The 24817-nt window shown below is 46.5% G+C and carries 26 protein-coding genes; 13 read left to right on the forward strand and 13 right to left on the reverse strand.

Features of this window, described 5'->3' with window-relative positions; translation table 11 throughout:
- Positions 1 to 44: 44 nt before the first annotated feature.
- Positions 45 to 170 (forward strand): hypothetical protein, encoded by a 126-nt coding sequence (locus KY305_RS19940; protein ID WP_316252438.1) that lies wholly within the window; start codon positions 45 to 47, stop codon positions 168 to 170.
- Positions 171 to 198: 28 nt separating this feature from the next.
- Positions 199 to 819, forward strand: a complete 621-nt coding sequence (locus tag KY305_RS07700) for an NAD(P)-dependent oxidoreductase (RefSeq protein WP_223062037.1) — start codon at positions 199 to 201, stop codon at positions 817 to 819.
- A 41-nt stretch (positions 820 to 860) separates the two neighbouring features.
- Here KY305_RS07700 and bmrD read toward each other — a convergent pair whose 3' ends face one another.
- Together bmrD and bmrC are read right to left on the reverse strand one after the other, a co-directional pair.
- Positions 861 to 2882: a multidrug resistance ABC transporter ATP-binding protein/permease BmrD gene (gene bmrD, locus KY305_RS07705; RefSeq protein WP_223062038.1), complete on the reverse strand. Its 2022-nt coding sequence runs from the start codon at positions 2880 to 2882 to the stop codon at positions 861 to 863.
- Positions 2879 to 4636, reverse strand: a complete 1758-nt coding sequence (gene bmrC / locus KY305_RS07710) for a multidrug ABC transporter ATP-binding protein BmrC (protein WP_223062039.1) — start codon at positions 4634 to 4636, stop codon at positions 2879 to 2881. Before bmrC ends, bmrD begins: the two co-directional genes overlap by 4 nt.
- Before the next feature lie 427 nt (positions 4637 to 5063).
- Here bmrC and KY305_RS07715 point away from each other — a divergent pair, with 427 nt between their 5' ends.
- Positions 5064 to 5564 carry a universal stress protein gene (locus tag KY305_RS07715; RefSeq protein WP_223062040.1) on the forward strand — a complete coding sequence of 167 codons (501 nt, stop codon included), beginning with the start codon at positions 5064 to 5066 and terminating at the stop codon, positions 5562 to 5564.
- 169 nt (positions 5565 to 5733) lie between these two features.
- Here KY305_RS07715 and KY305_RS07720 read toward each other — a convergent pair whose 3' ends face one another.
- Entirely contained in the window at positions 5734 to 6282 is a 549-nt protein-coding gene (locus KY305_RS07720) for a hypothetical protein (protein WP_223062041.1), read from the reverse strand.
- Between the two features lie 120 nt (positions 6283 to 6402).
- Here KY305_RS07720 and KY305_RS07725 point away from each other — a divergent pair, with 120 nt between their 5' ends.
- Positions 6403 to 6993, forward strand: a complete 591-nt coding sequence (locus KY305_RS07725) for a TetR/AcrR family transcriptional regulator (RefSeq protein WP_223062042.1) — start codon at positions 6403 to 6405, stop codon at positions 6991 to 6993.
- A 38-nt stretch (positions 6994 to 7031) separates the two neighbouring features.
- On the opposite strand, the gene dat is transcribed toward KY305_RS07725, so the two are convergent.
- Positions 7032 to 7883 (reverse strand): D-amino-acid transaminase, encoded by an 852-nt coding sequence (gene dat, locus KY305_RS07730; RefSeq protein WP_223062043.1) that lies wholly within the window; start codon positions 7881 to 7883, stop codon positions 7032 to 7034.
- Positions 7884 to 8138: 255 nt separating this feature from the next.
- On the opposite strand from dat, the gene KY305_RS07735 reads away from it, so the two are divergent.
- Entirely contained in the window at positions 8139 to 8987 is an 849-nt protein-coding gene (locus KY305_RS07735) for a polysaccharide deacetylase family protein (protein WP_223062044.1), read from the forward strand.
- A 39-nt stretch (positions 8988 to 9026) separates the two neighbouring features.
- On the opposite strand, the gene KY305_RS07740 is transcribed toward KY305_RS07735, so the two are convergent.
- The 3 genes from KY305_RS07740 to KY305_RS07750 form a co-directional block, all read right to left on the reverse strand.
- Positions 9027 to 9797 (reverse strand): NAD-dependent protein deacylase, encoded by a 771-nt coding sequence (locus tag KY305_RS07740; RefSeq protein WP_262417635.1) that lies wholly within the window; start codon positions 9795 to 9797, stop codon positions 9027 to 9029.
- 55 nt (positions 9798 to 9852) lie between these two features.
- Complete coding sequence (locus KY305_RS07745; RefSeq protein WP_223062046.1) at positions 9853 to 10968, reverse strand: mechanosensitive ion channel family protein; 1116 nt, start codon at positions 10966 to 10968, stop codon at positions 9853 to 9855.
- Positions 10969 to 11130: 162 nt separating this feature from the next.
- Positions 11131 to 11235: a YhdX family protein gene (locus tag KY305_RS07750; protein WP_214800688.1), complete on the reverse strand. Its 105-nt coding sequence runs from the start codon at positions 11233 to 11235 to the stop codon at positions 11131 to 11133.
- 169 nt (positions 11236 to 11404) lie between these two features.
- Here KY305_RS07750 and KY305_RS07755 point away from each other — a divergent pair, with 169 nt between their 5' ends.
- Genes KY305_RS07755 through crcB form a run of 3 tightly spaced genes read left to right on the forward strand, consistent with a single transcriptional unit; the run spans position 11405 to position 12874 of the window.
- A complete protein-coding gene (locus tag KY305_RS07755) occupies positions 11405 to 12121 on the forward strand; it encodes a glycerophosphodiester phosphodiesterase (RefSeq protein WP_214800687.1) in 717 nt (238 codons plus the stop codon).
- A gap of 1 nt (position 12122) precedes the next feature.
- The gene (locus KY305_RS07760) at positions 12123 to 12518 is read left to right on the forward strand and encodes a fluoride efflux transporter FluC (RefSeq protein WP_223062047.1); all 396 of its coding nucleotides are present in this window, start codon (positions 12123 to 12125) and stop codon (positions 12516 to 12518) included.
- Complete coding sequence (crcB, locus tag KY305_RS07765; RefSeq protein ID WP_223062048.1) at positions 12515 to 12874, forward strand: fluoride efflux transporter CrcB; 360 nt, start codon at positions 12515 to 12517, stop codon at positions 12872 to 12874. Before KY305_RS07760 ends, crcB begins: the two co-directional genes overlap by 4 nt.
- A gap of 14 nt (positions 12875 to 12888) precedes the next feature.
- Here crcB and KY305_RS07770 read toward each other — a convergent pair whose 3' ends face one another.
- From KY305_RS07770 to KY305_RS07780, 3 genes are all read right to left on the reverse strand, one after another.
- A complete protein-coding gene (locus KY305_RS07770) occupies positions 12889 to 14277 on the reverse strand; it encodes a hemolysin family protein (protein ID WP_223062049.1) in 1389 nt (462 codons plus the stop codon).
- 235 nt (positions 14278 to 14512) lie between these two features.
- Complete coding sequence (locus KY305_RS07775; protein WP_223062050.1) at positions 14513 to 15757, reverse strand: beta-ketoacyl synthase N-terminal-like domain-containing protein; 1245 nt, start codon at positions 15755 to 15757, stop codon at positions 14513 to 14515.
- Between the two features lie 32 nt (positions 15758 to 15789).
- Positions 15790 to 16974 (reverse strand): pyridoxal phosphate-dependent aminotransferase, encoded by a 1185-nt coding sequence (locus KY305_RS07780; protein WP_223062051.1) that lies wholly within the window; start codon positions 16972 to 16974, stop codon positions 15790 to 15792.
- Positions 16975 to 17172: 198 nt separating this feature from the next.
- On the opposite strand from KY305_RS07780, the gene cueR reads away from it, so the two are divergent.
- Together cueR and KY305_RS07790 are read left to right on the forward strand one after the other, a co-directional pair.
- Complete coding sequence (gene cueR, locus KY305_RS07785; RefSeq protein ID WP_223062052.1) at positions 17173 to 17598, forward strand: Cu(I)-responsive transcriptional regulator; 426 nt, start codon at positions 17173 to 17175, stop codon at positions 17596 to 17598.
- A gap of 61 nt (positions 17599 to 17659) precedes the next feature.
- On the forward strand, positions 17660 to 18994 hold the full coding sequence (locus tag KY305_RS07790) for a hemolysin family protein (RefSeq protein WP_214800680.1): 1335 nt from the start codon (positions 17660 to 17662) through the stop codon (positions 18992 to 18994).
- A 53-nt stretch (positions 18995 to 19047) separates the two neighbouring features.
- Here the strand turns inward: KY305_RS07790 and KY305_RS07795 are convergent, their stop codons facing one another.
- Positions 19048 to 19647: a lysophospholipid acyltransferase family protein gene (locus KY305_RS07795; protein ID WP_223062053.1), complete on the reverse strand. Its 600-nt coding sequence runs from the start codon at positions 19645 to 19647 to the stop codon at positions 19048 to 19050.
- Positions 19648 to 19885: 238 nt separating this feature from the next.
- On the opposite strand from KY305_RS07795, the gene sigM reads away from it, so the two are divergent.
- The 3 genes from sigM to KY305_RS07810 are packed head-to-tail and all read left to right on the forward strand — an operon-like array spanning position 19886 to position 21721.
- Positions 19886 to 20377, forward strand: a complete 492-nt coding sequence (sigM, locus tag KY305_RS07800) for an RNA polymerase sigma factor SigM (protein WP_003155312.1) — start codon at positions 19886 to 19888, stop codon at positions 20375 to 20377.
- The gene (locus KY305_RS07805; RefSeq protein ID WP_223062136.1) at positions 20370 to 21443 is read left to right on the forward strand and encodes an anti-sigma factor; all 1074 of its coding nucleotides are present in this window, start codon (positions 20370 to 20372) and stop codon (positions 21441 to 21443) included. The genes sigM and KY305_RS07805 overlap by 8 nt, the downstream gene beginning before the upstream one ends.
- Positions 21431 to 21721 carry an anti-sigma-M factor gene (locus tag KY305_RS07810; RefSeq protein WP_003155315.1) on the forward strand — a complete coding sequence of 97 codons (291 nt, stop codon included), beginning with the start codon at positions 21431 to 21433 and terminating at the stop codon, positions 21719 to 21721. The genes KY305_RS07805 and KY305_RS07810 overlap by 13 nt, the downstream gene beginning before the upstream one ends.
- A gap of 81 nt (positions 21722 to 21802) precedes the next feature.
- Here KY305_RS07810 and KY305_RS07815 read toward each other — a convergent pair whose 3' ends face one another.
- A complete protein-coding gene (locus KY305_RS07815; RefSeq protein WP_223062054.1) occupies positions 21803 to 23158 on the reverse strand; it encodes a sodium-dependent transporter in 1356 nt (451 codons plus the stop codon).
- Positions 23159 to 23273: 115 nt separating this feature from the next.
- The gene (gene bcaP, locus KY305_RS07820; RefSeq protein ID WP_223062055.1) at positions 23274 to 24677 is read right to left on the reverse strand and encodes a branched-chain amino acid transporter BcaP; all 1404 of its coding nucleotides are present in this window, start codon (positions 24675 to 24677) and stop codon (positions 23274 to 23276) included.
- Positions 24678 to 24817: the final 140 nt, after the last annotated feature.

Genomic DNA, 24817 nt, shown 5'->3' on the forward strand with positions numbered 1-24817 from the left:
TTTTTCCTCATTCACATACCCTAGGAAAAAAGGAGGGAAAACATGTGTCATTCATTGCCTCAGTCAATTGGGAGCTGATTCAGTTCGTAAGTGTCTCCGTGGTCAATGAATATGTTGCCCACCATTTTGCATTTATCAGCAGGTTTTCTTTTCCGCGCTGCTTTGAATGATATAATGAGCGGCGAGGAGGTTTTTTAGATGAAAATTGCTTTATTCGGCGCGACGGGAAGAGTCGGACAGGCTTTTATCGAAGAAGCGCGTAAACATAAACACATCGAGATATTCGCTTTCGTCAGGTCGGATAACACAAAGCTCCCCATTTCTGAAGATCATATCATCAAAGGAAATGCGCGAAAACCGGAGGATGTCAATCAGATCATCTCCAATGCAGACACAGTCGTCAGCTGTCTCAGCACGGACGGAGACGACACGCTGTCACAAGCTATGCGGAATATCATCAAGAGCATGAAACAAAATCAAATTCAGCGTCTGCTCACTGTCGGAACCGCCGGCATTCTCCAATCTCGGCTGGAGCCTGATAAATACCGTTTTGAATCAATAGAATCTAAACGAAAAACAACCAGAGCTGCTGAGGAGCATGCTGGCGTGTATACGATGCTTCTGGCTTCGGATCTGGACTGGACGATCATTTGCCCCACGTACCTTCCTGACGGAGACGCCGCCGGAACCTACCGCTTCGAACAAGATGTCCTTCCGGAAGGCGGCGTTAAAATAACAGTCGGGGATACGGCGCATTTTCTTTATCGTGAACTTGTATCGCCGCAGTTTTTCAGAAAGCGCGTAGGACTTGCCTATTAAAACCCAACAAAAAGGGCGAACCCTGAGATTCGCCCTTCCTCCTACACTGCGGATTGCGCCGTGCCTTTTTGCAGTTCATACATTTGATAGTACTGCCCCTTTTGCTCCATCAGTTCATCGTGGCTTCCTTTTTCAATGATGCGCCCTTTTTCCAAAACCAGAATCTGATCGGCATTTCTGATCGTTGAAAGCCTGTGAGCAATGACAAACGTCGTGCGACCTTGTTTGACCACGTTCAATGCCTTTTGAATGACGGCTTCTGTTTCCGTATCAATGTGCGCCGTCGCTTCATCCAATATTAAAATGGCCGGATCAAAAGCGAGCGCCCTTGCAAAAGAAATAAGCTGGCGCTGGCCTGAGGACAGCGTTCCGCCTTTTTCCGTGACGGGCTCGCGGATGCCCTTCGGCAAGGACTGAAGAAGGCCGCCGGCGCCGACTTGGCGGAGAGCTTCCTCCGCTTGCTCCAAAGAAATGCTGTCATCATTGAGGCTGACATTGGAGCCGATCGTCCCCGAGAAAAGATACGGATCTTGGAGCACAATGCCCATATGCGACCTAAGCTCCTGTCTCGACATACTGTAAATGCTTTTTCCGTCCAGCAGCACATCTCCTTTTTGCGCATCGTAAAAACGGAACAAAATATTCAGGATGGAGCTTTTGCCGGAGCCAGTATGGCCGACGAGCGCAATCGTTTCTCCTTTTTCGGCCGTAAAGCTGATATTATTCAGCACTGTATCTCCCTGCTGATAAGCAAATGAGACATCCCGGAATTCCACAGTCCCCTCTGCCTTTCTTTTCGCCGGGGCTCCTTGTGTCTCCGTTCCCTTCTCTTGTAAAAGCTCAAATACCCTGCCGGCTGAGACCCGCGCTAATTCGAGTTTTGAAAATTGGTTGACGATGCCTGTGACCGGCTGAAACAAACGGTTCAGATAATCAACAAACGCATACAGAACCCCGATGGATATTATACCTGAGGCGTTCAGGCTCGCGCTTCCGAAGTACCAGATCAGCCCGACAAACGCAATGTTGCGCATGACATTCACAAGGCTGTGAGACATGAGGGAATTTAATGACAGCATTTTGTTTTTAAAGCGGAAATGGGCTTCATTCAGCTCTTCAAATTCCTTCAACGTTTCCTTTTCACGGCGGAACGCCTGGATAATCGGCATCCCCTGAATCGACTCGTTCATTTTCGCATTGATGTCACTGTTAATGGAACGGATTTTCTGATTAAATACGGATGCATATTTACGGTAAAAGACAGACCAGACCATTAAAATCGGCACGATCAAAAGACATAATGCCGCAAGCCTGACATCGAGCATAAACAGCGCCGTAAAAATACCCAGCATATAGACGCCGCTCGTCACAAACGTTGACAGAACCGTCACGTATAAATCTCTGACCGCCTCGGTGTCATTCGTAATGCGCGCGACAACTTTCCCGGCGGGCAAATTATCGAAGTAGCTGATCGGCATCTTTTGTATATGAGAAAACACATCCTGCCTCATACGCTGTATAATCCGGTTGGCGCCCATTTGGAGAAGGTAATGCTGGCCGTAATGAAAGCACACAGAAAAAATAAGCAATCCAACGTAAATACCGATCAATGTCATGAGCCCTTTGATTTCCGGGCGGTAAAATTGAAAAATGTCCTGTTTGGATAACATGACAGCGGGATATGACCTGCTTTCCTTTCCGTTTGACATCGTCAGCTTCCCGTCAGACACCGACCTGTTTCCGTCAAAGCTGACGTGACGGTCTACAAAATAGTAAGCCGTGCCGACTTGGTAAATATGCGCCTCACCGGTTTTTTCGGCGCCCGGCTTCATCCGGTCCTCTCTGACATAATAGGAACCTTTAAACCCAACTGCGTCCGGGTCTTCCGAAGAGCCTTTATACCATGTTTTTTCAACGCCGAGAATGTGGTCGTCGATCATTTTTTTCCCGATAAACGGGCCGGTCAGCTCAGCACTCACCGCGATGATCAGCAAAACCACAGCCCAAATCAGCAGCTTTTTATAATAAAGCGCATAGTTCCACAGTCTTTTTCCGGTGTTCATGCGCTGTTCCCTCCTTCATCAAGAGAGGACAGCTGCTGCCTCTCGAATTGTTCCCGGTACCAGCCATTTTGCGCCAGTAGCTCCTGATGTGTGCCTCTTTCAGATATCCGTCCTTCGTCCATGACGAGGATAAGGTCTGCATGCTCAACTGCAGAGAGACGGTGTGTAGTGATAATCGTTGTTTTGTGCCGCCGTTTTTCTCTGATATTGTCAATGATGGAGGCTTCCGTTTTTGCATCAACAGCGGAAAGCGAATCATCCAATATGAGAATGTCCGGGTCGGTCAAAAGCGCTCTCGCAATGGAGATGCGCTGCTTTTGTCCGCCTGACAGCGCGACGCCCTTTTCTCCGACGAGCGTCTCCAGTCCATGAGAAAGCATGCTGATATCATTTTCGAAATGCGCTTCCTTTAAGGCGCTGCGGATCTCTTCGTCGTTTGCGTCTTGGCGGCCGTACAGCAGGTTTTCTTTTACCGTTTTTGAAAACAAAATGTGATCCTGCGGCACATAGCCGAGCCATCCGCGGAGCCGGCTGAGCGGAATTTGCTGGATCGGAACGCCTGTGAAAGTGAGCTTACCCTCTCCCGGCGGATATTCACGCAGAAGCTGCTTTATGATTGTCGTTTTTCCGCTTCCCGTTTTTCCGACGATGCCGAGCGTCTGCCCTTTTTCTGCAGAAAAAGAAACGCCGGATAGAGCGGGACGCGTCCCGCTTGGATACGTAAAGGTGACATTATCAAAAATAAGGCGTCCCGGGTCTTTTATGGCAGCAGGCTTGAGCGGCTCCCTGACATCAGGCTCATAAGAAAGCGTCTCATTGACACGGTCTAATGAGGCATTCCCGCGCTGCATCACATTAATTAATTCCCCGACCGCAAACATCGGCCAGATCATCATTCCAAGGTACACGTTAAACGATACCAGTTCTCCGAGTGTCAGCCGGTTTTGAAAAACAAGATAGGCGCCGTAGCCGAGTCCGATGAGATAGCTGAGACCGACGAGAAGTTTCACAGTCGGCTCAAACAGCGAATCAATAAATGCCACTTTCATATTTTTTTCATACACGTCCGCCGTCATATCGCTGAATCGGCTGACATCATTTTTTTCCTGTACAAAGGCGCGGATGACCCGAACGCCAGAAACCGACTCAAGCACCCTGTCGTTTAATGAACCGAAGGCATTTTGCGCTTCCGTAAACCGCTCATGAATCTTTTTTCCGTACAAACTGATGGCAGCCGCCATAAACGGCAGCGGGATAATAGCAGCAAACGTCAGCTTCCAGCTGATGAGAAATCCCATCGTCAAAAAAATCGTCAGCATATACATTGTGGAATCGACCAGGGTCAAAATGCCGAAACCCGTCGTCAGACTCACAGCCTGCAAATCATTCGTCCCTCTCGCCATTAAATCTCCCGTTCTATATTTCTCAAAAAACGGAGGAGACATATGCAAAAGCCTGCCCATCAGTTTCGAACGGAGAATTTTCTCCATCACGTTCGCACCGCCGAAAAGCTGATACATCCAAAAATAAGACATCAAATAGACAACAGCCGTCAAACCGAGAAAAACACCAATGTAAAACAGCATCCCATTTTTCGTAAACACGCCCGCCTTCATATCGTCTATCGCGTTGCCGAGAAGTTTAGGCGGGAACATTTCTATGACGTTAACACACAATAGTAATACAATCGCAACGGTATATCGCAGCCAGTAGGCTTTGAAAAACCATGCCAGCTTTTTTAATACAGTGAACAAATACGTTCAGCTCCTTTCTGCCATCAGCCGCCTTCAAGTTTATCCATATTGTTTTCTCTGCTTCTGATTGCTTTTGCTATTTTCTTCACATCCATCACACCTGTCTTTCGTTTATTTTTTTGTATAAAAAAAGACATGAAGCGTCAGCTCCATGCCTCTTATTATCATTCATAAGGTACAGACCCGCCGATTATGCGCGACTGCACTGTTTTAAGCTAATGGTTACAAAACGGGAACAGTATGGCGGTCACGCCGATATTTAGCTGTGGTTGAGTTGACACATTAAATAATGACATGATCCATACCTCCTTTTTCCTATATTCTCCCTTCATCATATAAACAAATCCTTTTTTTGTCAATACAGGTTTTACAACTCTAAAGGCCGGGTAATGTCCTGTAAAACCTTTTTTCTGAAAGGATGAGGCCAATGTTTCACGCAGATCGGCTGATTGCAGCTTTTGACGGAAGTGACGATAGTAAGAAAGCGCTTCAAAAAGCCATTGACCTTTCAAAAACGTTACACGCAGCATTAACGGTCGTCCATTCTCACAATGCGAAAGAGACGCAGACGATTATTGATCCGCCGAGGCCGGGAACAGGGGCAGCGTATATCGGCGGCGGGATTGCAAGCGTTCCTGATCCGCTGAATACGGAAAGAGCTGTTCCTGCCCCGATGATTTATGAAGACCGTACGGAAGAAGTCATTGCGGAAGCAAGAATGCTTTTGAATGATAACCACATAGACGGAGATATTGATATTTTAGAAGGAGATCCTGCTGATGCGATTATTGAACACGCCGACCGTATATCGGCAGATCTAATTGTCATGGGAAGCAGGGATCAAAACAGATTAAAAAAACTATTATTTGGGAGCGTCAGCGAAAAACTGTCGTCGAAATCCGATATTCCGGTTCTCATAGTAAAGTGATGATCCGATCGGGACTATGAAAAAGAAACATTCACAGGAGCATTCGGCTTAGAGTGCCTGTCATGATTTTTTCGATCGGATATGTCTCTTACCGTCTGCCGATTGAAACGATTGCGGAATGGAAATAACAATAACTGAAGGCTTGCAGGCATCACACCTGCAAGCTTTTTTATATATCCCGGCTTCCTTTCTTTTTCGGCATGACGAAAAAACTGGCCATAATCAAAAAATCAATACATAACACGACAGACCAGCCCTTTAACAATTGGCTGAGCGCTTCGGTGCGTGAAGGGTCTTGAATGAGAAAAACCGTTCCGGCTAAGAGAATGCCGCCAATCGCAAACGACAAAACATGCTTCCCCCACCCTTTTGCATAGTGTTTGGCGTGGTCCAATCCGTACCGCTTTACAGGCTTTGATCCATCCTTTAACACATAAGAACGAAACCGTTCATCCGCCCATTGAATCATACTTTTTCCGAAAACGACTGACACCGCGATATAAATGGCGGCGATTGCATGCGCCATCGTGGCGGTTGCTCCGTTATATAAATCAATTCCGGCTGCAAAAAACAGCACCGCATCCAAAAGAGGAATCAGAGCGAAAAAGAACATTCCGAGCTTTTGACGCCTGAATAGATACCGCGCCGCCAACCCGCTGATGACAGCCGCCCAAAAAGCAGCCTCACAAATTACAATCATCCAAGCAACAGCATTCAAACATATTTCCCCCTCGTCATCATACAATTGTTTTACTAAAAGAATTGTAACACCCTTTTTTATTTAATACAATTGTATTATAAAATTGCATGATGTTTTTTTTCTTGATACACTAGAACCATGCCTAAAAAAATTGATCATGAACAAAGAAGAAAACAAATAGCCGAAGCAACATGGCGGATGATTTTAGAACGGGGAATGGAAGGAGCGACAGTCAGGAACATTGCCCAGGAAGCGGGCCTTTCATTAGGCGCACTGAGGCACTATTTTGCTACCCAGGACGAGCTTTTGGGATATGCGATGACACTCGTAAAAGAAAAAGCAGCCGCCAGAATACAGAAAGTCGCCATGAAAGATCTGCCGCCGAAAGAAAAGGCGGTACAGCTGATGCTTGAAATTATTCCGACAGATGAGGAAACATTAGCCGAAATGGAAGTCTGGTTTGCTTTCACAGCTTATGCCAGACATAAGGGAGAGGAGTTTAATGCCCAGCACGACGGCATATACAGCTATATTTACAAGCTGATTGACTGGCTGGACGAAAGTAAGCTTTTGAAATCACATCTTGATAAAGAAACAGAAGCAGAGAAATTATACGCCATTGCGGACGGATTGGCGCTGCATGCCATGCTTGAGCCGGAGCGGCTTGTGAAGGATAAGATTTCCCGCGTGCTCGTTCAGCATGTAGATTCTCTTTGCATCGACCAGTAAAAAGAAGGCCGGATATGTGTTCCGGCCTTTTTGTCCATTTACGATCGAATCCCGATTTCCTGCTGAATGCTGGCCTGAAAAGCCTCCTGAAGCTTTCTGGCGACAGGTCCCGGCGCTCCGCTGCCGACCGGTTTCCCGTCAAGGGTCACGATCGGAATTAATTCAGCAGTTGTTGACGAGATAAACATCTCATCCGCTTGTCTGAGTTCCTCTTCAGTCAGCGGGGTTTCTTTTACCTGAATCCCGTTTTGATTAATCAGCTCCAAAATTTTCATCCGGGTGATGCCGTTTAAAATCAGCTCATTGGCCGGATGGGTGCGGACGACGCCGTTTATGACAGCGTATACGTTGGAGGAGGTTCCTTCTGTGACTGCCCCGTCTCTTATGAGCACTGCTTCATAAGCGCCCGCTTCATAGGCTTTCTGCTTGACCATGACATTATACAGTAAATTCAGACTCTTAATATCACATCTCAGCCACCGCTTATCTTCTGCCGTTATGGCCGCCGCTCCCTGTTTCTGCTCATTTTCCGGTTTTTTCACGGAAAAGGTGTACGCCGTAGTCTGCGGCTCTAAGCCCTTATCATACTGATGCTTTCTCGGCGCCTTCCCTCTTGTTGTCTGAATGTAAACGCCGCCGTCGGTGAGTTTGTTTTCCTGAATGAGTTTTTGCAGATCCCACTTTGCGTCTTCTGCGCTATACGGCAGGGTGATGCCGATTTCAGCAGCACTTCTGAAAAGACGCTCGATATGCTCATGCAGTCCGAATAAGACTCCGTTATACACCCTGATCACTTCGTACACGCCGTCACCGAATTGGTATCCGCGGTCCTCAATATCAACTGCGGCTTCCTCACGATCAATTAACAGGCCGTTTACAAGTACTTTCATACAACCCCTCCTAAACGTTATCAATCTGATGCACATTCTCAGCTGTTATTGTCAACTATTCTATCATACTGAACAAGCCGGGAGCGGAGTTTATTTTTTTCTTAAAATCTTATATTTCGACAATTTTTCTATGTTCTTACCAGTTTTATTCCTGTATACTTGACTCGACATACATATGCTGTTAACTTATGGCACTTGTTTAAGCCTCCGCTGTTTCAGCAATATGCAGAAATTTATGCTACTGGAGAGATTGTTATGCGCAATACAAAAGAAGGTGCTTCCCCTTCTCTGTTTTCACTGGCTTTTAAACTAACGAGTTTAGCAGTTTTGTGCGGACTGCTTCTGTTAATCGTCATATTGGGCTATTCAACTTCCGCCGCGAAGAATAAACAGATCACTGTCACGGCTAACGGCCAGCTTCGTGATGAAAAACAAAGCCTGCGGCTGAAAAACGATTCCCCCGGCGTGTTAATCAAGCACTTACAGGGAGAGCGGGACACAGGCAAAAAAACGGTGTATTTAACCTTTGATGACGGGCCTTCTCCTTATACTGACAAATTATTGGATGTTTTGAAGGCACATGGCGCAAAAGCCACTTTTTTTATGCTTGCACCGCGGATGAACGAATATAAACATTCCGTTCAGCGAGCGAAGCATGAAGGAATTGCGCTCGGTCTGCACGGCGTCACGCACGACAATAAACTGTTTTACCAAACCCCGACATCGCCTCTGAAAGAAATGCAGCAGGGCCGCGCCACGCTTCAAGCGATCACAGGGGTGAAAACCGATCTCGTCCGCACGCCTTACGGGAGTAAGCCGTCGTTGACAGATGCCCAGATAAAAAATCTCGAAAAAGGCGGATTCGTATACTGGGATTGGACGATAGACAGCGAGGATTGGAAGTACAAAAACGCACAATATGTGCCTGAGGTTCTGAACCAGCTCGCTTATTTAGAAAGCAGCCATACGAGCAGGCCTCTTGTTATTTTAATGCATGATCTGCCGGCCACGGTTCATGCGCTGCCAAGCCTGATCCAACAGTTGAAAGCGAAGGGCTATTCCTTCGATGTGCTGACGGATCAAATGATTCCCGTCCATGAATAAGAAAAGCCGGATCGTATAGATGATCCGGCTTTTTTCCGTCTACGTTGCGGAGTTGATGTGTTTTGCAAACTCACCGATTTTCTGATGTATCACCAGGTCAAATAAATGGTCGCAATATGTCGGCTCAAGATTAATGATCACCTGTTTCAATCCTGGTATCCGGCTCGCATCCTCAGGCACGAATCTGGCCGGCGCGACCTCAAGCGAAGTACCGATAACGAGCAGGAGATCCGCCTGATCAAGCTTTTCATAGAGGGTCTCAAAATGCTGAACGAGATCCCCGAACAGAACGACATCCGTTTTTAACACCGTGCCGCATACTTTTCCGTCTGCCTTTTTCGCTGTACATTCCGGCACGTCCTCCTTCAGTAAATGAGAAAGCCCGTAACGCGATCCGCAATCAGGACAGACAGCCGTTTGAATCGAACCGTGAAGCTCATATACACTGCTGCTTCCCGCTTTCTTATGAAGCCCGTCAATATTCTGCGTAAAGATGTCTACCTGCTTCCCCCGCTTTTCAAGATCAGCCAAATAAAGGTGACCGGCATTCGGTTCATAGTTTCCGCTCATTTTCATTTGAAAAAGCTGTTTGAATTTAGGCCAAAATTCGCGGGGATGGCGTTCAAAGTATTCCCGGCTCATTGCTTCCATTCTGGACGTGTCTTCCGTCCATATACCGCCCGCCGACCGAAAATCCGGAATGCCCGATTCCGTGCTCATGCCGGCCCCGGTCAGCACCGCGATCCGTTCTGCCTGATTGATCAATGTCAAAAACCCTTCCACTCTGCCACCGCCTTTTCCTTTTATCATATCATGAAAAAAACCCCGCCCTAAAGGCAGATTACCTTTCAGGACGGGGGCCTTGTTATGCCCGTTCCTTTTCTCCGGAATGCTGATTTACCTGAAACGGGTCATTCTGATTTTTCTGCTTTACAAATACCGTTTGGCCCGGGTAAGCGAATTCCACGCCTTCCTCGGCAAAAATATCAATAATTCTGCTGTTAATGTCCTGACGCACTTCTAAACTTTCCGCCCAAACGATGGTCTTCGTGTAGAAGTTGAAAAACAGATTGTAATAGCTGTCTGCAAACATATCAAAATTGACCATGATCGTATCGTCATGCACGCCTTCATGTTCAATCAGCATCTTTCTGAGCCTGATGATACACCGTTCTAAATTTTCGATAGGCGTCGCATAAGAGACACGGATGGAGAACGTAACCTGACGCTTTGTCATTCTTGTCCAGTTTGTGATGGCCTCCATGGACAGCGTTGAATTGGGAACGGTGACGAGCGCTCCCTGCGCCGTGCGGAATCTCGTGCTTCTGAAGGTGATATCTTCAACGCCTCCGGTCACAGTAGAGGTCTCCACCCAATCGCCGATCGTAAACGGCTTTTCTGTAATAATGATGATGCCGCCGAAGAAATTGCTGATCGTATCTTTAGCGGCAAGCGCAAAGGCCAATCCGCCAAGCCCCAGTCCGGCCACGAATCCGTTGACGTCATAATTAAATTCCTGCGCAATCACGCTGACGCTGAGCGCTAAAATCACAAAGCGAAGCACCTTAGATAAAAACGGCGCCAAAATGTCGTCCATATCAAGCTCAAAGCGCTTATTGACTTTATGAAACAAAAATGAAGAAGCTGATGTCAAATTGCACAGCCCCCAAGCGAGCAGCGCTACGATAAGGGAACGGTACATTTTTTTCACAATGTCCATCTGTCCGTCTAAAAACGGTGAATATTCAATCGCCAAAAACAGTCCCAACGCCGCAAAAAACCACCTGGCGGGCTTGTCAAACGCCACGGCGATTTGTGTGAAAATATCTGTTTTCGGCTTGTTTGCCAATTTATAAATCAGTTGAAAGAAATATTTGACAAACAGCTTTCTGAGAATGAGAAAAGCCAGTAAAATTCCTATGCTGATGCCGATTTGTGAGATATGTTCAAGAGTAAAAAAGCTCTGAAAATGTTTAGCCATGGCAAATGCTCCTTTTGTCTGATCGAATCTATATTATACTAAAGTATTCGGCGAATATCTTTCTTTAATGTCTGATGCACCGCAAAAACCCCGGCTGGGAAATACAGCCGGAGTTTTCGCATAATCGTTCAATTTTCAGCCAGATACAACAGGGGCAGGCACCTATTTCTTCTTCGTTTGTGTCTGATTCAGGAGAGTCGCTTTTTGCATTTCAGCATCGGTTTCGGCCTTAATTCTTTCCTCCACTTTCAATCTCCCTTTTCCCATGATCTCGCCTCCTTTGTGCCATTATAAATGATCTCAATCTATTGTAAACAGAAGAAAGTACTGTTTTTATTCCAAAAAAATACTTTTTGCACATTCACCAGTTTGCATCACTGTGCATATATGAAATTTGATACAATAACAGAAATGCCCTTGAGGGGAGCTGACAAGCTTGTATACCATCGCCCACCGCGGCGCATCAGGATACGCGCCCGAAAATACATTTGCTGCATTTGATATTGCGGCCGATATGAATGCTGATTTAATTGAGCTTGACGTCCAGCTCACAAAAGACGGACATATTGTCGTTATCCACGATGACAAAGTGGACCGGACGACGGACGGTTCCGGCTTTGTAAAAGATTTTACGCTGAAGGAGCTGCAGGCCCTTGACGCCGGAAGCTGGTTCAGCCCTGAGTTTAAAGGTGAACGGATACCCTTGCTTGAAGAAGTGCTGAAGCGCTATCATCCTAAAATCGGGCTTTTGATTGAATTGAAAGGCCATCCTTCCCAAGTCGGTCTTGAGAAAGCTGTCGGCCAGCTGTTAGGCCGGTTTTCCTTTTCGATTCACCATATCGTTCAATCATTCAGCATCAAGTCGATTCAGACCTTTCACGACATGTACCCGTCTGTGCCGACCGCAATTATTACCCGGCCCAGCTTCGGTATGTTTTCAAGAAGTCAGCTTGACGCCTACAAATCAGTCGCAAACTATGTCAATATTAAATATACCCGGCTTAATCGTTTCTTGATTTCTACCGCCCACAAAAACGGCCTGAAGGTGTTTGCCTGGACGGTAAGAAACCAAAAGACAGCCGCCAAGCTGCAAGACATGGCAGTTGACGGCATTGTAACAGATTATCCGGACTTCATTACTAAGGGTGGCTGATATGAAACAATACATCGCAATCTTTATCGGAGGCGCATTGGGGGCGCTGCTCCGTTTTGAAATGAGTGTGCATATCCATAGCGGCGCCTTTCCGGCGGCTACTTTGATTGAAAACGCAGCGGGAAGCCTTTTACTCGGACTTATAACAGGTTATTTTATCATTCGGGCCAAGCGCCCTCTCTTATCTGCATTTTTAGGAACCGGTTTTTGCGGAGGATTTACGACGATGTCAACATTCTCAAAAGAGACCGTCTTTTTAATGCAATCGTCTCCGCGGAATGCTTTTCTTTATTTTGCCGTCACAATGGTTTCAGGCCTTGCGCTTGCATTCGCCGGCATCGCCGCCGGACGGCAATTGGCTTTTCGCATAGCAGGAAGGGGGCATAAAACGTCATGACGATTTTCTGCATGTGTCTCGCCGGAGGAATAGGGGCTGTCTTTCGCTTTTTACTGGGAAAAGCAGTCACAGCAAAATCCGGCGGCTTTCCGATTCCAATGGGAATGGCAGCAGTCAATCTGCTGGGCGCCTTGGGTCTCGGGCTGTTTATCAGAATCGGATTGCACAACCCTTCAGCCAGCATCATCATTGCGACAGGCTTTTTCGGTGCGTTTACCACCTTTTCCACTTTCAGCACTGAGGCCGTGCAGCTGCTGCTGAACAATCGCGTAAAGGCGAGTCTGTTGTACATTGCCGTGTCGGCAGCCGGAAGCCTTTTGGCGTTTTGGGCCGGCTGGATGATCATGTCTGTATAAAAAAACCTTGAGCTTTATTTTTCGCTCAAGGTTGCGTTTTGAAGCATTACCGTCTCAGGTACAGGCAGCGGGTGATTTTTTGTCTCCAGCCCGCCCAAGCGGCCTGTCTTTTCTTTCAATTCAATTTGTTTGATAAACCGGCCGTCCATCTCCAAAACCCGGGCAGTGTACCGGCCGATGTGTATCGACTCCCCCGCCGTGATATCGATGTTTTCTTTCAGCACAAGCCCGCCGATTGTTTCGACTTCTTCCTGAATGGCGGCGCCGAGCAAGTGGTTCACCTGCTCAATCCGAACCTTTCCGTCTAATACGTAATGGTGTTCGGACAGCTTTTGAATCAGCGGCTGTTCATCTTCATCAAATTCATCTCTGATGTCACCGACGATTTCTTCAAGAATGTCTTCGGTTGTGACAAGGCCTGACGTTCCCCCGTATTCGTCAGACAGAATCGCCAAATGAATCCGTTCTCTCTGCATTTTGATCAGCAGGTCGTGAATGGGAATCGTCTCAATCACTTCAATGACCGGCCTGACATACGGCGTTATCGATAAAACCGCTTTTTCTTCCTCTGTCATAAACAACAGATCCGAAAACAGATGCTTCGTGTTCACCATACCGATGACGCTGTCTTTGTCCCCATCTGTCACAGGCCAGCGCGTATATTTGTCCTTCAGCATCATATCCAGCATTTCCGGTATAGACATATCAGTTGAAACAGCGGCCATTTCCTTTCTCGGGATCATGATCTCCTTTGCGATCCGGTTATCAAACTCAAAAATTTTATTCACAAATGTATATTCAGACGGATTAATCTCTCCGTTTTTCAAACTTTCTGACAGCAGTATTCTCAGCTCTTCCTCTGAATGGGAGCCTTCATGCTCAGATGCCGGCTTTAACCCGAACAGCCCGGTCAAAAGCCTGGCGGAGCCGTTCAGCACCCAAATAAACGGAAACATCAACAAGTAAAACAAGCGAAGCGGTCCGGCAATCCATAAAGTCAGTTTTTCCGCTTTTTGAATGGCAGCCGTTTTAGGCGCAAGCTCGCCGATAACGACGTGTAAGAACGTAATCAATGCATACGCCGCAGCAAAAGAAATGACATGCTCAGCCGAATCCGGCAGCCCCATGCCCGCAAACAAGGGATGAAGCATCCGTTCAAAAGCAGGTTCTCCCAGCACGCCGAGTCCGATGGATGTCAGCGTAATGCCAAGCTGTGATGCCGATAAGTATTCGTCAAGGTCCGTAATGATACGCTTTGCGAGTACCGCCCGTCTGTTCCCTTCTGAAATGAGCTGGTCAATTCTGGATCTCCTTACTCTGACGATCGCAAACTCACTCGCGACGAAAAATGCCGTTAAAGCAATGAGTACAGCAATTAAAATCAAACTGTCAATGTCGTCCATTTCACCTTATCCCTTTAGAAAGGATAAGGACGTCACCTCCCGGCTTCATCATTTTTTCCTGAATTCGAGGTACGAAATGGGTGATTGACTATACAGAGGGCCCCATCCTGCCACCTCCTAAGTCAAAGCATGATTACAATTTGTATATTTTATTGTATCACAACTCATTCCAGAATTATTTTTTCATTTTTCGATTTATTTATCATGTAAAAAACAGCCTTCAGAAAGGCTGCTGTTACTTGCTTCGGAAATGATTTTCTAAACAAAGCGCCGTATTGATTCCACCGAACCCCATGCTTAAGCTTAATGCGCAGTGTACGGTATGTGCGCTCGGCCTGTCTTTCACCCAATGAAACGTATCGTCAATCGGCTCCGTTAAGTTCCGTGTAGGATGGAGCATGGATTCCCGCATTTGCAGAAGTGAGGCAATGACTTCCACCGTACCGGCAGCGCTGAGGCCGTGTCCCGTAATCGATTTTGTAGCGTTTATTCGCGCGTGTGACAAACCGCTCTCCGAAAGTGCGCGGCATTCAGTCTTATCACCAATGACCGAACCGGTGCCGTGTGGATTTATGTAATCAATCTCTGCCGCCGAAAGCCCCGCCCGATCCAACGCCTGGCGGATCACAGTCATTTCTCCTTCAATAGAAGGGTTTGGATTGCGGTTGCCGTCAGAGGCCATGCCCCAACCCTTCAGCCCGGCCCATGAGCGCGCGCCCCGCTTGTCCGCGGACACAGCCCGTTCCAGCACAATCGCCCCGCATGCTTCCCCGTAAATAAAACCGTCTGTATGCCGGTCAAACGGGCGGCAGGCTGCCTCAGGGCAGTCGGCATATTTGTCAGAACCCATAGCCCCTAATGAGCGAAGGGCCTGACATTCCATATACGACAGGTCTGTTAACGCCCCGATGACAATGCAGCGGTCAAACAGGCCGCCATTGATCGCTTGGGCAGCCTGAATGACGGCCGCCTGACCGCTCGCAGACGCGCCGCCTACCGTAAAGGCGGGCCCTTTTATCCCTAATTGCTCTGTGCAGAGCCCGGACAAATCACTATCCATAAATGAGAGCCCGTACGTCGGATTCACAAATTGCGGCGACTTGCTGTTTTTTTCGAAGGCTTGCACCAGTTCACGCTGCTGAACATTGGAGCCGCCGATGACTAAGCCGGTGCGGCTCGGGTCAACTCCGTCTAATGCAGCATCCTGCCATGCCTCATCTAAAGCGATAAGCGCGGCCTTTCCGGACAATGAAGCTTTCCGGTACAAACGTTTGGAGAGCGCTTCAGGGGGCGTCAAATCTTTCAGCTCCGCGCCGATAAACGAAGTGCCTTTCTGCCGTCCCGGGCGCTTCATGACATCAAACGCGTGACGGCCCTCCATTAGAGCCTCAAGGAATGCGTCCTTGCCTTGCCCGACTGCCGTTAATACTCCGATTCCGGTGATTTTTATTTCAGACGTCCCATCATTTCTCATAGACATTAGACTGTTCTCCCATCTTTATATATTGGAAGCTATGAAACGAAATCTTGATACAAAGCGGCAAAAATCTCCCGCGAATTTTTGATTTGTTCTAGAGACACGCTGAAAGATAACCGGAAGTAGCCGCTCCTTCCGAATCCGCTGCCCGGCACGATTAATAATTTATATTTCTGTGCGGCATGCATGCAAAATTCGACCTCGTCTTCAATCGGTGATTTAGGAAAAACGAAGAAGCCTCCCGTCGGCATTTCAAAATCGAAACCTGCTTCTGCCAGGATGTCAACGATAAGGTCTCTCCGCTTCCGGTAAGGGGCCGCGTCTATCGTCAGATCATCCATTTCAGCCACGGTGCGCTGCATCATGACCGGCGCATTCACAAATCCGAGCGTCCGATTGCAATAAACGAAAGCATCCGTCAGAAGATCACGTTCAGGCATTTGGCCGTCCAAACCGATATACCCAAGCCGCTCCCCCGCGATCCCGAGATCTTTACTGAAAGAACTGACTAAAATGACGCGGTGATACGCTTGGAACGGATTCGCCTGCTCTTCCCCGTAGATCAGCTGGCTGTACGGTTCATCAAACAGGATATAAATGCTTTTGCCGTGTTTCTCCTCCGCTTCTTTTAATAAGGAACCCAATTCATTTATGTTGTTTTGGGTTAAAACCGTCCCCGTCGGGTTGTGCGGCGTATTTAAGATCAACCCCTTCGTCTGGGGAGTGATCGCTTTCCTTACTGCTTCAATATCAATCTCAAATGTGTCAGTAAGCGGGCAAATAACGGGTTTTCCGCGGTAATTTTCAACATACGCTTTATATTCCGCAAAATAAGGCGCTAACAGTATCACTTCTTCGTCCGGATTCAAAATGCTCTTCAGCGCGACATTCAGCGCCCCGCCGGCTCCGACTGTCATCACGACATGCTTGGAAGAAATGTCTGCCTCAAACCGTTTTGATAAAAAGCGCGCTACCTTTTCTCTCGCTTCCGGAAGCCCTTGATTTTGTATGTATCCGTGCCTTCCCGCTTCAGCCGTTTCACGCAGCGCCTTTTTAAATGCCTCAGGCGGCTCGGTGACGGGATTTCCGATTGAAAAATCGAATACCTTATCAGCGCCGTATTCCTTCTTCAGCCGCGCGCCTTCATCAAACAGCCTGCGAATCCATGATCCTTTCTGTAAATTCTCTGTAACTTCTTTTGATAAACCGGCCACTTTCATCTGTCCCTTCTGCGCGTTTGCTCGTCTTCCTTTGCCAAACCGCTCTCTATTTACAATGATTATGGAAGATTTGCATGATTCAGTCAACGCTTTTTCCTAAAGCCTTCACTGCCAATTAAAGCAACAGCACTGGAAAACAATAAACTTGTGCAACTCCTCTTCATATATTAAACTATTCTCATAACTATAACGTGATGGTTGGGGAGGGATTTAGATGGGGCTGAGACTTATCGCATCAGTGAATTAGCGGCTATTGCCGGAGTAACGAAGCGTACGGTGGATTACTACACAAACCTTGGTCTGTTAACGCCGGCCAGGTCTTGTTCGAACTATCGTTACTACGATACACTTGCACTTAAACGACTAATGTTTATTGTCGCTTGTAAAAAGCAGCGATTGGCCCTGTCTGATATAAAAGATCAACTGGAGAACCAGTTTCCCTCTTCAGCTTTGACTGATGATATTGGAAATTTGGCAACGGAAATTGATGACATGAATCAAAACATCTCCGGGATCTTGCATCGGTTTGAAAAGCTTGAACCCGAGGAGCGTGCCCAGCTGAAAAAAAGGCTTACTCCCGAAAAGCTTGCAGTGCTTCAATCATTTATGCTGCTGTTAAGTTAAACCATTATCTTATTAACAGGAGGTGTTACCTTCATTTTCCCAAAAGGAGTGAAGGTTCTAATTGGACATTGTGAATTTGATTTTAGTCGCGGTTTTAATCGCGCTGACGGCATTTTTCGTAGCATCTGAGTTTGCGATAATCAGAATCAGAGGCTCACGGGTTGACCAGCTTATAGCAGAAGGAAATAAAGCCGCAATCGGTGTAAAAAAAGTGACCACGCATTTGGATGAGTACTTATCGGCGTGCCAGCTCGGCATTACATTGACTTCGATTGGTCTGGGTGTCTTAGGCGAATCAACGATTGAACGCATGCTTCATCCGCTTTTCACAAAATTAAACGTACCAAACTCACTATCGCATGTTATTTCATTCATTCTGGCCTACGCCATCATTACATTTTTACATGTGGTCGTAGGGGAATTGGCGCCGAAAACAGTCGCCATCCAAAAAGCGGAAGCCGTTTCGATGCTGTTTTCGAAACCGCTCATTTGGTTTTACCGCATCATGTTCCCGTTTATTTGGCTTTTGAACAACTCCGCCCGTCTTTTGACAAAGATGTTCGGTTTGGAGACGGTTTCTGAAAATGAGCTTGCCCATTCGGAAGAAGAGCTGCGCATCATACTATCAGAAAGCTATAAAAGCGGGGAAATCAACCAGTCTGAATTTAAATATGTGAATAAAATCTTTGAATTTGACGACAGACTCGCTAAAGAAATTATGATTCCGAGAACGGAAATCGTCAGTCTGCCGCACGATATCAAAATCTCTGAAATGATGGATATCATTCAGATTGAAAAATATACGCGCTACCCTGTCGAAGAGGGCGACAAAGACAATATTATCGGCGTCATCAATATTAAGGAAGTGCTGACCGCCTGCATCAGCGGCGAAGTATCAGTTGACTCGCCGATTACCGCCTTTGTAAATCCGATCATCCATGTGATTGAATCTGCGCCTATTCACGACCTGCTTGTAAAAATGCAGAAAGAACGGGTTCATATGGCGATTCTGTCAGACGAATACGGCGGAACCGCAGGGCTTGTGACCGTTGAAGATATTATCGAAGAAATCGTCGGAGAAATCCGGGACGAATTTGATATCGATGAAATCAACGAGATCCGCAAACTCGGGGACGGCCATTATATGCTTGATGGAAAAGTCCTGATTGACCAAGTGAACGACTTGCTCGGCATTCATTTAGAAAATGACGAGGTCGATACAATCGGCGGCTGGTTCCTTACCCAGAAATACGACGTGCAGCAGCATGATTCCATTATTGAAGAAGGCTGTGAATTTATTATTAATGAAATTGACGGCCACCATGTCGCTTATATCGAAGTAAAAAAGCTGGCGTTTGACGAACTGTTAGAAACCGCCGAACAAAAAGAGGCGTAATCCTCACAAAAAAAGCTTGCCGTCTATGCGAACGGCAAGCTTTTTTAATTCTGTTACATCTGTTCAAGTTTTTTCTCAAGCTCTTTTATTCTGCTGTTCAGCTCTTCTGTCATGGCTGCCAGCCTTTCCTTCGGCGCATGATCGGCGAAGTCCTCTTGGAAAAGCGGTTCCCCGATGATAAGCTTCATCTTCCCTTTTTTAAACAGCTCTTTTCCTGCAGAAGGCCCTTTGTAAGCTGCCGGAACGAGCGGCGCTTTCCCCATTTGCGCAATGGTCACGGCCCCTCTTTTCAGCGGAACGTCTTCTGATGTTCTCGTTCCGCTCGGAAAAATGCCAACTATCTTTCCTTCTTTTAAGAGCTTAATCGGCGTCTTAATGCTGCTTGGCCCAGGATTCTCCCGGTCAACCGGAAAGGCATTAATTTTCTTTAAAAACGTTCCGATCCACTTTTTCTGAAACAGCTCTTTTTTTGCCATATAATGAATCTGATGAGGCAATATTCCGACACCAAGGGTGATCACATCCACCCAGCCTGAGTGTGTACACGCAATAACGAAACCTGTATCAGACGGAAGATTTTCTTTATTGTACACTTTAATTCCTCCGCGCAGGGAGAGAATGCCTTTAAGGGCATTTGCACAAAAATTATACATAACGCACTTCCTTTGTTGTAATGATCAAATGTATTCTGACTCTATTATAACAATATTTTTTATTACCTGGTACTAATAAATTTATTTTTCCTTAATCATTCTCTATCTTTTGTGACGGATTTTGGGTACTATATAGAAATGGTGTTTGATTAGGTGAAAATGAAATTAAGCCGTTTGCATGGAACGTGCAACTTTAAACCTTTCTTATGCGTGTATAACATAGAGGGGAGAAAAGGCAGTGACGATCGATGAAATTTACCAAATGTATATGAATGATGTTTACCGGTTCCTGCTCTCCATGACAAAAGACAAGCATCTCGCTGAGGATTTGCTGCAGGAAACCTTTATGAGGGCATACATACACATTCACTCCTATGACCACAGCAAAGTAAAGCCATGGCTTTTTCAAGTGGCGAGAAATGCGTTTATAGATTATGTCAGAAAACATAAAAAGGAAGTGACCATTTCCGATGACTTAATTGGGAGCCTTTTTCAGACGGCTGTTCAAAGCCCGGCTCATCAAATTGAAATCAAGGAAGTGCTGACAGGGTATATGTCCGAACTCCCCGACAATTATCGGGAGGCCTTAACGCTGTATTATTTAAAAGAACTGAATTACAAAGAAGCATCCCATATTATGAATATTTCAGAGGCTAATTTTAAAAGTGTTTTATTTCGTGCCAGACAGCGGCTGAAAGCACTTTATAATAGAGGTGTTAATGATGAATGAAGAATTTAAGAAGCGATTTTACCAATATAAAAATGGGGAAATGAGCGACCGGGAGATGGCCGCCTTTGAAGAAGAGCTGGAAAAGCTTGAAGTCTATCAGGAATTGATTGAAAGCGAAATGCAGGACGACCGGCAATGGGACGTCAGCATCAGCCCGGAAAAACAGCGGGCCATTTTATCATACGGAAAACGCAAATCATATTTGCGGATTTCCGTTCTCGCCGTCATTTCTACATTGATGATTCTGCCGCTTTGCACATTGGGAAGCTACCTCTACTACGGGCTCGGAGGAAAAGAAAGCACCGGAAATCAATTAATGGAAACCGCGGCAGTGACAGTGGCGATCACAATGCCGAACGTCCTCGTTGATACGTCGGGCTTAAAAAGCCAGGTAAAGCTGTTTGGAATGAATACAGAATTCCCGCTCCAAAAACAGATCGGCACAAAAACAAAATCAGTAGGCGGAGAACGGGTGGAGATGTTTTTGGATACGGTCAAGCCGCCTGCCGTCAACTATTATGATTTAGATGCCAGCCAGGCAAACCATTATTTTGCGCATCCCTCCGGATTAAAGGAGCGGACGGTAGACAAAGCCGGTCAAACCTTAAAGAAATTGCCTGAAGGAAGCGTTGCTGAGGTTTATCTTTCTTACGATCGCGCCTATCCATCAACTGAAATCTATTCACGATTTAAAAACTATGATGTGAAGTTTTTATGGAATGCGGTCGAAACGGAAAAAAATCTGAAAGACAGTCCTTATGCCGAACCGTTAGGATTTCCCGGGAAAGATTCAAAAATGCTTTCCTCTTTTGAAACGCAAGGACAGACTGACCGCGAACAATTTATCAACGCACTTGAATATATGTCCCGTCATAAAAAATGGGTGCATGCCATTTCTAAACGTAAAGATATGAACCTGGACAACAGAATCAATTATGTAGACCGGCACGGAATGAATGTATACGGGTCTGTTATCACGGGACCGACAAAAGAAATCGAACGTCTGCTGAAAAATAAAGCAGTAAAAGCAGCAAACATCGGTGAGGTGGAATTATGGAATTGGTAAGAATCTTTAAAGAACATAATGTTTTCGGCTGGATATCAGTCGGGACCGCGATCTTGTCCCTGCTGCTGCTGAATGTGGCAATTATCAGCAATGTGACCTTTTATTCTTATCAGATGCTGCCGTTTGCGATGGCGGCCGTGCCGTTTGGCATCATTGAGCTGTTTATTAAAAAAGGCAGGACGGGTCCCGGCCTGCTCGGTGTCATCCTCAATCTTTTCGTTATAGTCTGTGTGTATACAATTGTTGCGGTGGATACGAATTTACAGTTTGGTTTTTAAAAAGCAGCGCCCAAGACTTTCCCGTCTTGGGCGTTTTTGCTGATAATCAAAAAACAGGCCCCCTGAAAGGGCCTGTTTTTTCTAAAATGAAAGAACTCCGATTAAATTTAACAATACGATTATGATAGCCAGCGGCACGAGATACCGCAGCAGGAAATACCAGAGCTGAAAGAAAGCATAACCGATGGAAGACCCGCTTTTCATCTCGGCAAAAAGCGCCTGCTTCGGTATTTTCAGCGGAATAAAGATTGAAATCAATAAAGCGCCCAGCGGAATAAGCACATTACTGACGGTGAAATCCGCCAGATCAAAAAAGGTTTTGCCAAAAACATGTACATCGGCAAGAACACCATACGATAAGCAAGACGGAATGCCGACTAAAAAAATGAGCAGACCGCTTGTCCAAGACAGTTTCTTTCTTTTCGTTTCATCGCCTTTCCCGACTGTCGCCACGATAATTTCCACCATAGAGAAAGCCGAGGTCAGTGCAGCAAAGAAAAAGACCGCGAGAAAACCGATGAAAAACAGCGTGCCGAAGGGCAGCTGATCAAATACAGCCGGAAGCACGGTAAACAGCAGTGTAGGTCCTTCATCCGGCTTTAATCCAAACGAAAACACCGCCGGAAAAATCGCCAGTCCCGCAAAAAGTGTGACGAGTACATTCATGACAACGATCGAACCGGCCGAACCGGGCAGATTTTGTGTTTTCGGCAGATAAGAGCTGTACGTCACCATGACCGACACCCCGAGTGTTAATGTAAAAAACGCCTGTCCCAATGCATATAAGATGGATTTCGGCGTAAGGTCTTCAAAATGGGGAACCAATAAAAATTTAACCCCTTCGATGGCATGATCAAGAGTGAGCGAACGCAGCACAAGCAAAATAAACAGAACGAATAAAATCGGCATTAATACCGCGCTGACACGCTCTATCCCTTTTTGGACGCCTTTTGCGACGACAGCTACCGTCATGATCATAAACAGCAGCTGCGCCGCGAGCGTCTGAAGCGGATTTTCAATGACTGCGCCAAACATCGAACCGTACTGTTCCTGAGTGAGTCCAGATAAAGAACCGGAAACGGCTTTCACCGCATAAAGCAAAATCCATCCGCCGACGACACTGTAAAAAGATAAGACTAAAAAACATGCCGCGACACCTACATAACCCGTGAGATACCAAACCGATTTCGGCGCCGCTTTTTTGTAGGCATCTATCGCATTTGTCTGGCTCCGCCTTCCGAATATAAATTCACCGAGCAGAAGCGGATAACCGAGAAGAACGGTAAAGAGGACAAACACGAGAAAAAAAGCGCCTCCTCCATTCGTTCCCGCTACGTAAGGGAACTTCCAAATGGCTCCAAGGCCGATGGCCGAACCCGCAGCGGCCATAATAAATCCTATTTTTGAGGCCCATTGAACCTTTTTTTGGTCAGACACGACTTTCCACTTCCCTTCCGCCCTTTATTATCCCTTATTCGCTTCCATAACTTAAGCCTATTTTGATATGTTTTATTGTTCTGAAAATAAAAAAAGCGGCAAGGGCCGCTTCCCGTTATAGCTTCTCATTTAATTTGGAATGCTTTCTGGAATATAAGAAGTAAATCAATAGGCCGATGATCAGCCAAATAAAGAAACGAAAAATGGTGGTCCAGCCAAGATTCAGAATCAAAAACAGGCAGAACAGAATCGCCAATGCGGGAATAAACGGAACTCCCGGACATTTAAAAGCTCTCGGCAGATCCGGCTGTTTCTTTCTCAGCACGATCACCGCTACGGAAATCAGGACAAACGCAGCGAGCGTTCCGATGTTCACAAGCTTTGCAAGTTCGTCAAGCGGAACGAGTGAGCCGAGTAAGGCGGACAGGATGCCGAAAACCCATGTGACCACGTGAGGCGTTTTATGCTTAGCGTGAACTTTTGAAAGCGCCCCCGGCACTAACCCGTCACGGGACATAGCGAACATCACCCTGGTCTGGCCGTACAGCATGACGAGCATGACTGTTGTCATTCCTAAAACGGCGCCGATATCAATAATGCCCGCCACCCAGTTTTGGCCGGCCATTTGCAGAACAAGAGATACAGGGTGATCGACGCCTTCAAATCGTGCAAACGGCACAACGCCGGTCATAATCGCCGATACCGTCACATACAAAACCGTGCAGACCAATAATGAAAAAATAATACCTTTAGGCAAGTCCTTTGCCGGGTTTTTCGTTTCCTCAGCAGCAGATGACACGGCATCAAAACCGATGAAGGAGAAAAAGACGAGCGCTGCTGCGCTGAAAACTCCGCCAAATCCCATCGGCATAAACGGCTGCCAGTTATGCGGCTTGACATACACAGCTGCCACGGCAATAAACAGCAGAACAACCAGAATTTTCAGAATAACCATAATATTATTGACCCGTTTTGATTCCTTAATGCCTAAATAGAGAAGGAATGTAATGGCAAGCACGATGACAAAGGCGGGAAGATTAAAAAACGTAACCGTACCCTTAACAGACCCAGGGGCTGCGGTTAACGCGGCCGGCAGATGGATGCCGAAGCCCGCTAAAAATGATTGAAAATAACCGGACCAGCCGACTGAAACCGCACTGACGGCAAGCATATATTCCAAAATTAAATCCCAGCCGATAATAAAGGCGAGAAGTTCGCCCAATGTGGCATACGTAAATGTGTAAACGGAACCCGAAACCGGTACGCTTGAAGCAAATTCAGCATACGACAGAGCCGCAAATAAACATGCGAGGGCAGCCACGACAAACGAAACAGTCAGCCCGGGCCCCGCCGTCACGGCGCCTGTTCCCGTTAAAACAAATATTCCTGTCCCGATGATGGCTCCTATTCCGAGCAGCGTTAAATCAAAGGCGCCCAATTCCCTTTTCAGCGACTTCTCCCCGCTCGTTGCGGCAAGCAGGTCCTGAATGCTTTTCTTTCTAAATACGCTCCCCTTCATCTTCTTCACTCCCATTATATAAATCTTATAAGTTAGAATATTCAGATAACAATGCTAATAATGACTAAATTCTTATTTTTTGCTGAAAATATCGCTGCCCATCATCCCTTTCTCCTACATCATATTATATCTAAAAATAA

Origin of the sequence: Bacillus sp. YC2 (assembly GCF_019891195.1) — a bacterium.
Taxonomy (GTDB): Bacteria; Bacillota; Bacilli; order Bacillales; family Bacillaceae; genus Bacillus.

Excerpts from the sequence above, each read along its gene's own strand:
- bmrD (WP_223062038.1), bottom strand. The coding sequence starts at position 2,882 with ATGAACACCGGAAAAAGACTGTGGAACTATGCGCTTTATTATAAAAAG.
- KY305_RS07795 (WP_223062053.1), bottom strand. The coding sequence starts at position 19,647 with ATGTATAATTTTTGTGCAAATGCCCTTAAAGGCATTCTCTCCCTGCGC.
- KY305_RS07770 (WP_223062049.1), bottom strand. The coding sequence starts at position 14,277 with ATGGACGACATTGACAGTTTGATTTTAATTGCTGTACTCATTGCTTTA.
- KY305_RS07780 (WP_223062051.1), bottom strand. The coding sequence starts at position 16,974 with ATGAAAGTGGCCGGTTTATCAAAAGAAGTTACAGAGAATTTACAGAAA.
- KY305_RS07745 (WP_223062046.1), bottom strand. The coding sequence starts at position 10,968 with ATGGCTAAACATTTTCAGAGCTTTTTTACTCTTGAACATATCTCACAA.
- dat (WP_223062043.1), bottom strand. The coding sequence starts at position 7,883 with ATGAAAGTACTTGTAAACGGCCTGTTAATTGATCGTGAGGAAGCCGCA.
- KY305_RS07700 (WP_223062037.1), top strand. The coding sequence starts at position 199 with ATGAAAATTGCTTTATTCGGCGCGACGGGAAGAGTCGGACAGGCTTTT.
- KY305_RS07775 (WP_223062050.1), bottom strand. The coding sequence starts at position 15,757 with ATGTCTATGAGAAATGATGGGACGTCTGAAATAAAAATCACCGGAATC.
- KY305_RS07750 (WP_214800688.1), bottom strand. The coding sequence starts at position 11,235 with ATGGGAAAAGGGAGATTGAAAGTGGAGGAAAGAATTAAGGCCGAAACC.
- KY305_RS07805 (WP_223062136.1), top strand. The coding sequence starts at position 20,370 with ATGAATGAAGAATTTAAGAAGCGATTTTACCAATATAAAAATGGGGAA.
- KY305_RS07760 (WP_223062047.1), top strand. The coding sequence starts at position 12,123 with ATGAAACAATACATCGCAATCTTTATCGGAGGCGCATTGGGGGCGCTG.
- crcB (WP_223062048.1), top strand. The coding sequence starts at position 12,515 with ATGACGATTTTCTGCATGTGTCTCGCCGGAGGAATAGGGGCTGTCTTT.
- KY305_RS07715 (WP_223062040.1), top strand. The coding sequence starts at position 5,064 with ATGTTTCACGCAGATCGGCTGATTGCAGCTTTTGACGGAAGTGACGAT.
- KY305_RS07725 (WP_223062042.1), top strand. The coding sequence starts at position 6,403 with ATGCCTAAAAAAATTGATCATGAACAAAGAAGAAAACAAATAGCCGAA.
- bcaP (WP_223062055.1), bottom strand. The coding sequence starts at position 24,677 with ATGAAGGGGAGCGTATTTAGAAAGAAAAGCATTCAGGACCTGCTTGCC.
- KY305_RS07735 (WP_223062044.1), top strand. The coding sequence starts at position 8,139 with ATGCGCAATACAAAAGAAGGTGCTTCCCCTTCTCTGTTTTCACTGGCT.
- KY305_RS07740 (WP_262417635.1), bottom strand. The coding sequence starts at position 9,797 with ATGATAAAAGGAAAAGGCGGTGGCAGAGTGGAAGGGTTTTTGACATTG.
- KY305_RS07810 (WP_003155315.1), top strand. The coding sequence starts at position 21,431 with ATGGAATTGGTAAGAATCTTTAAAGAACATAATGTTTTCGGCTGGATA.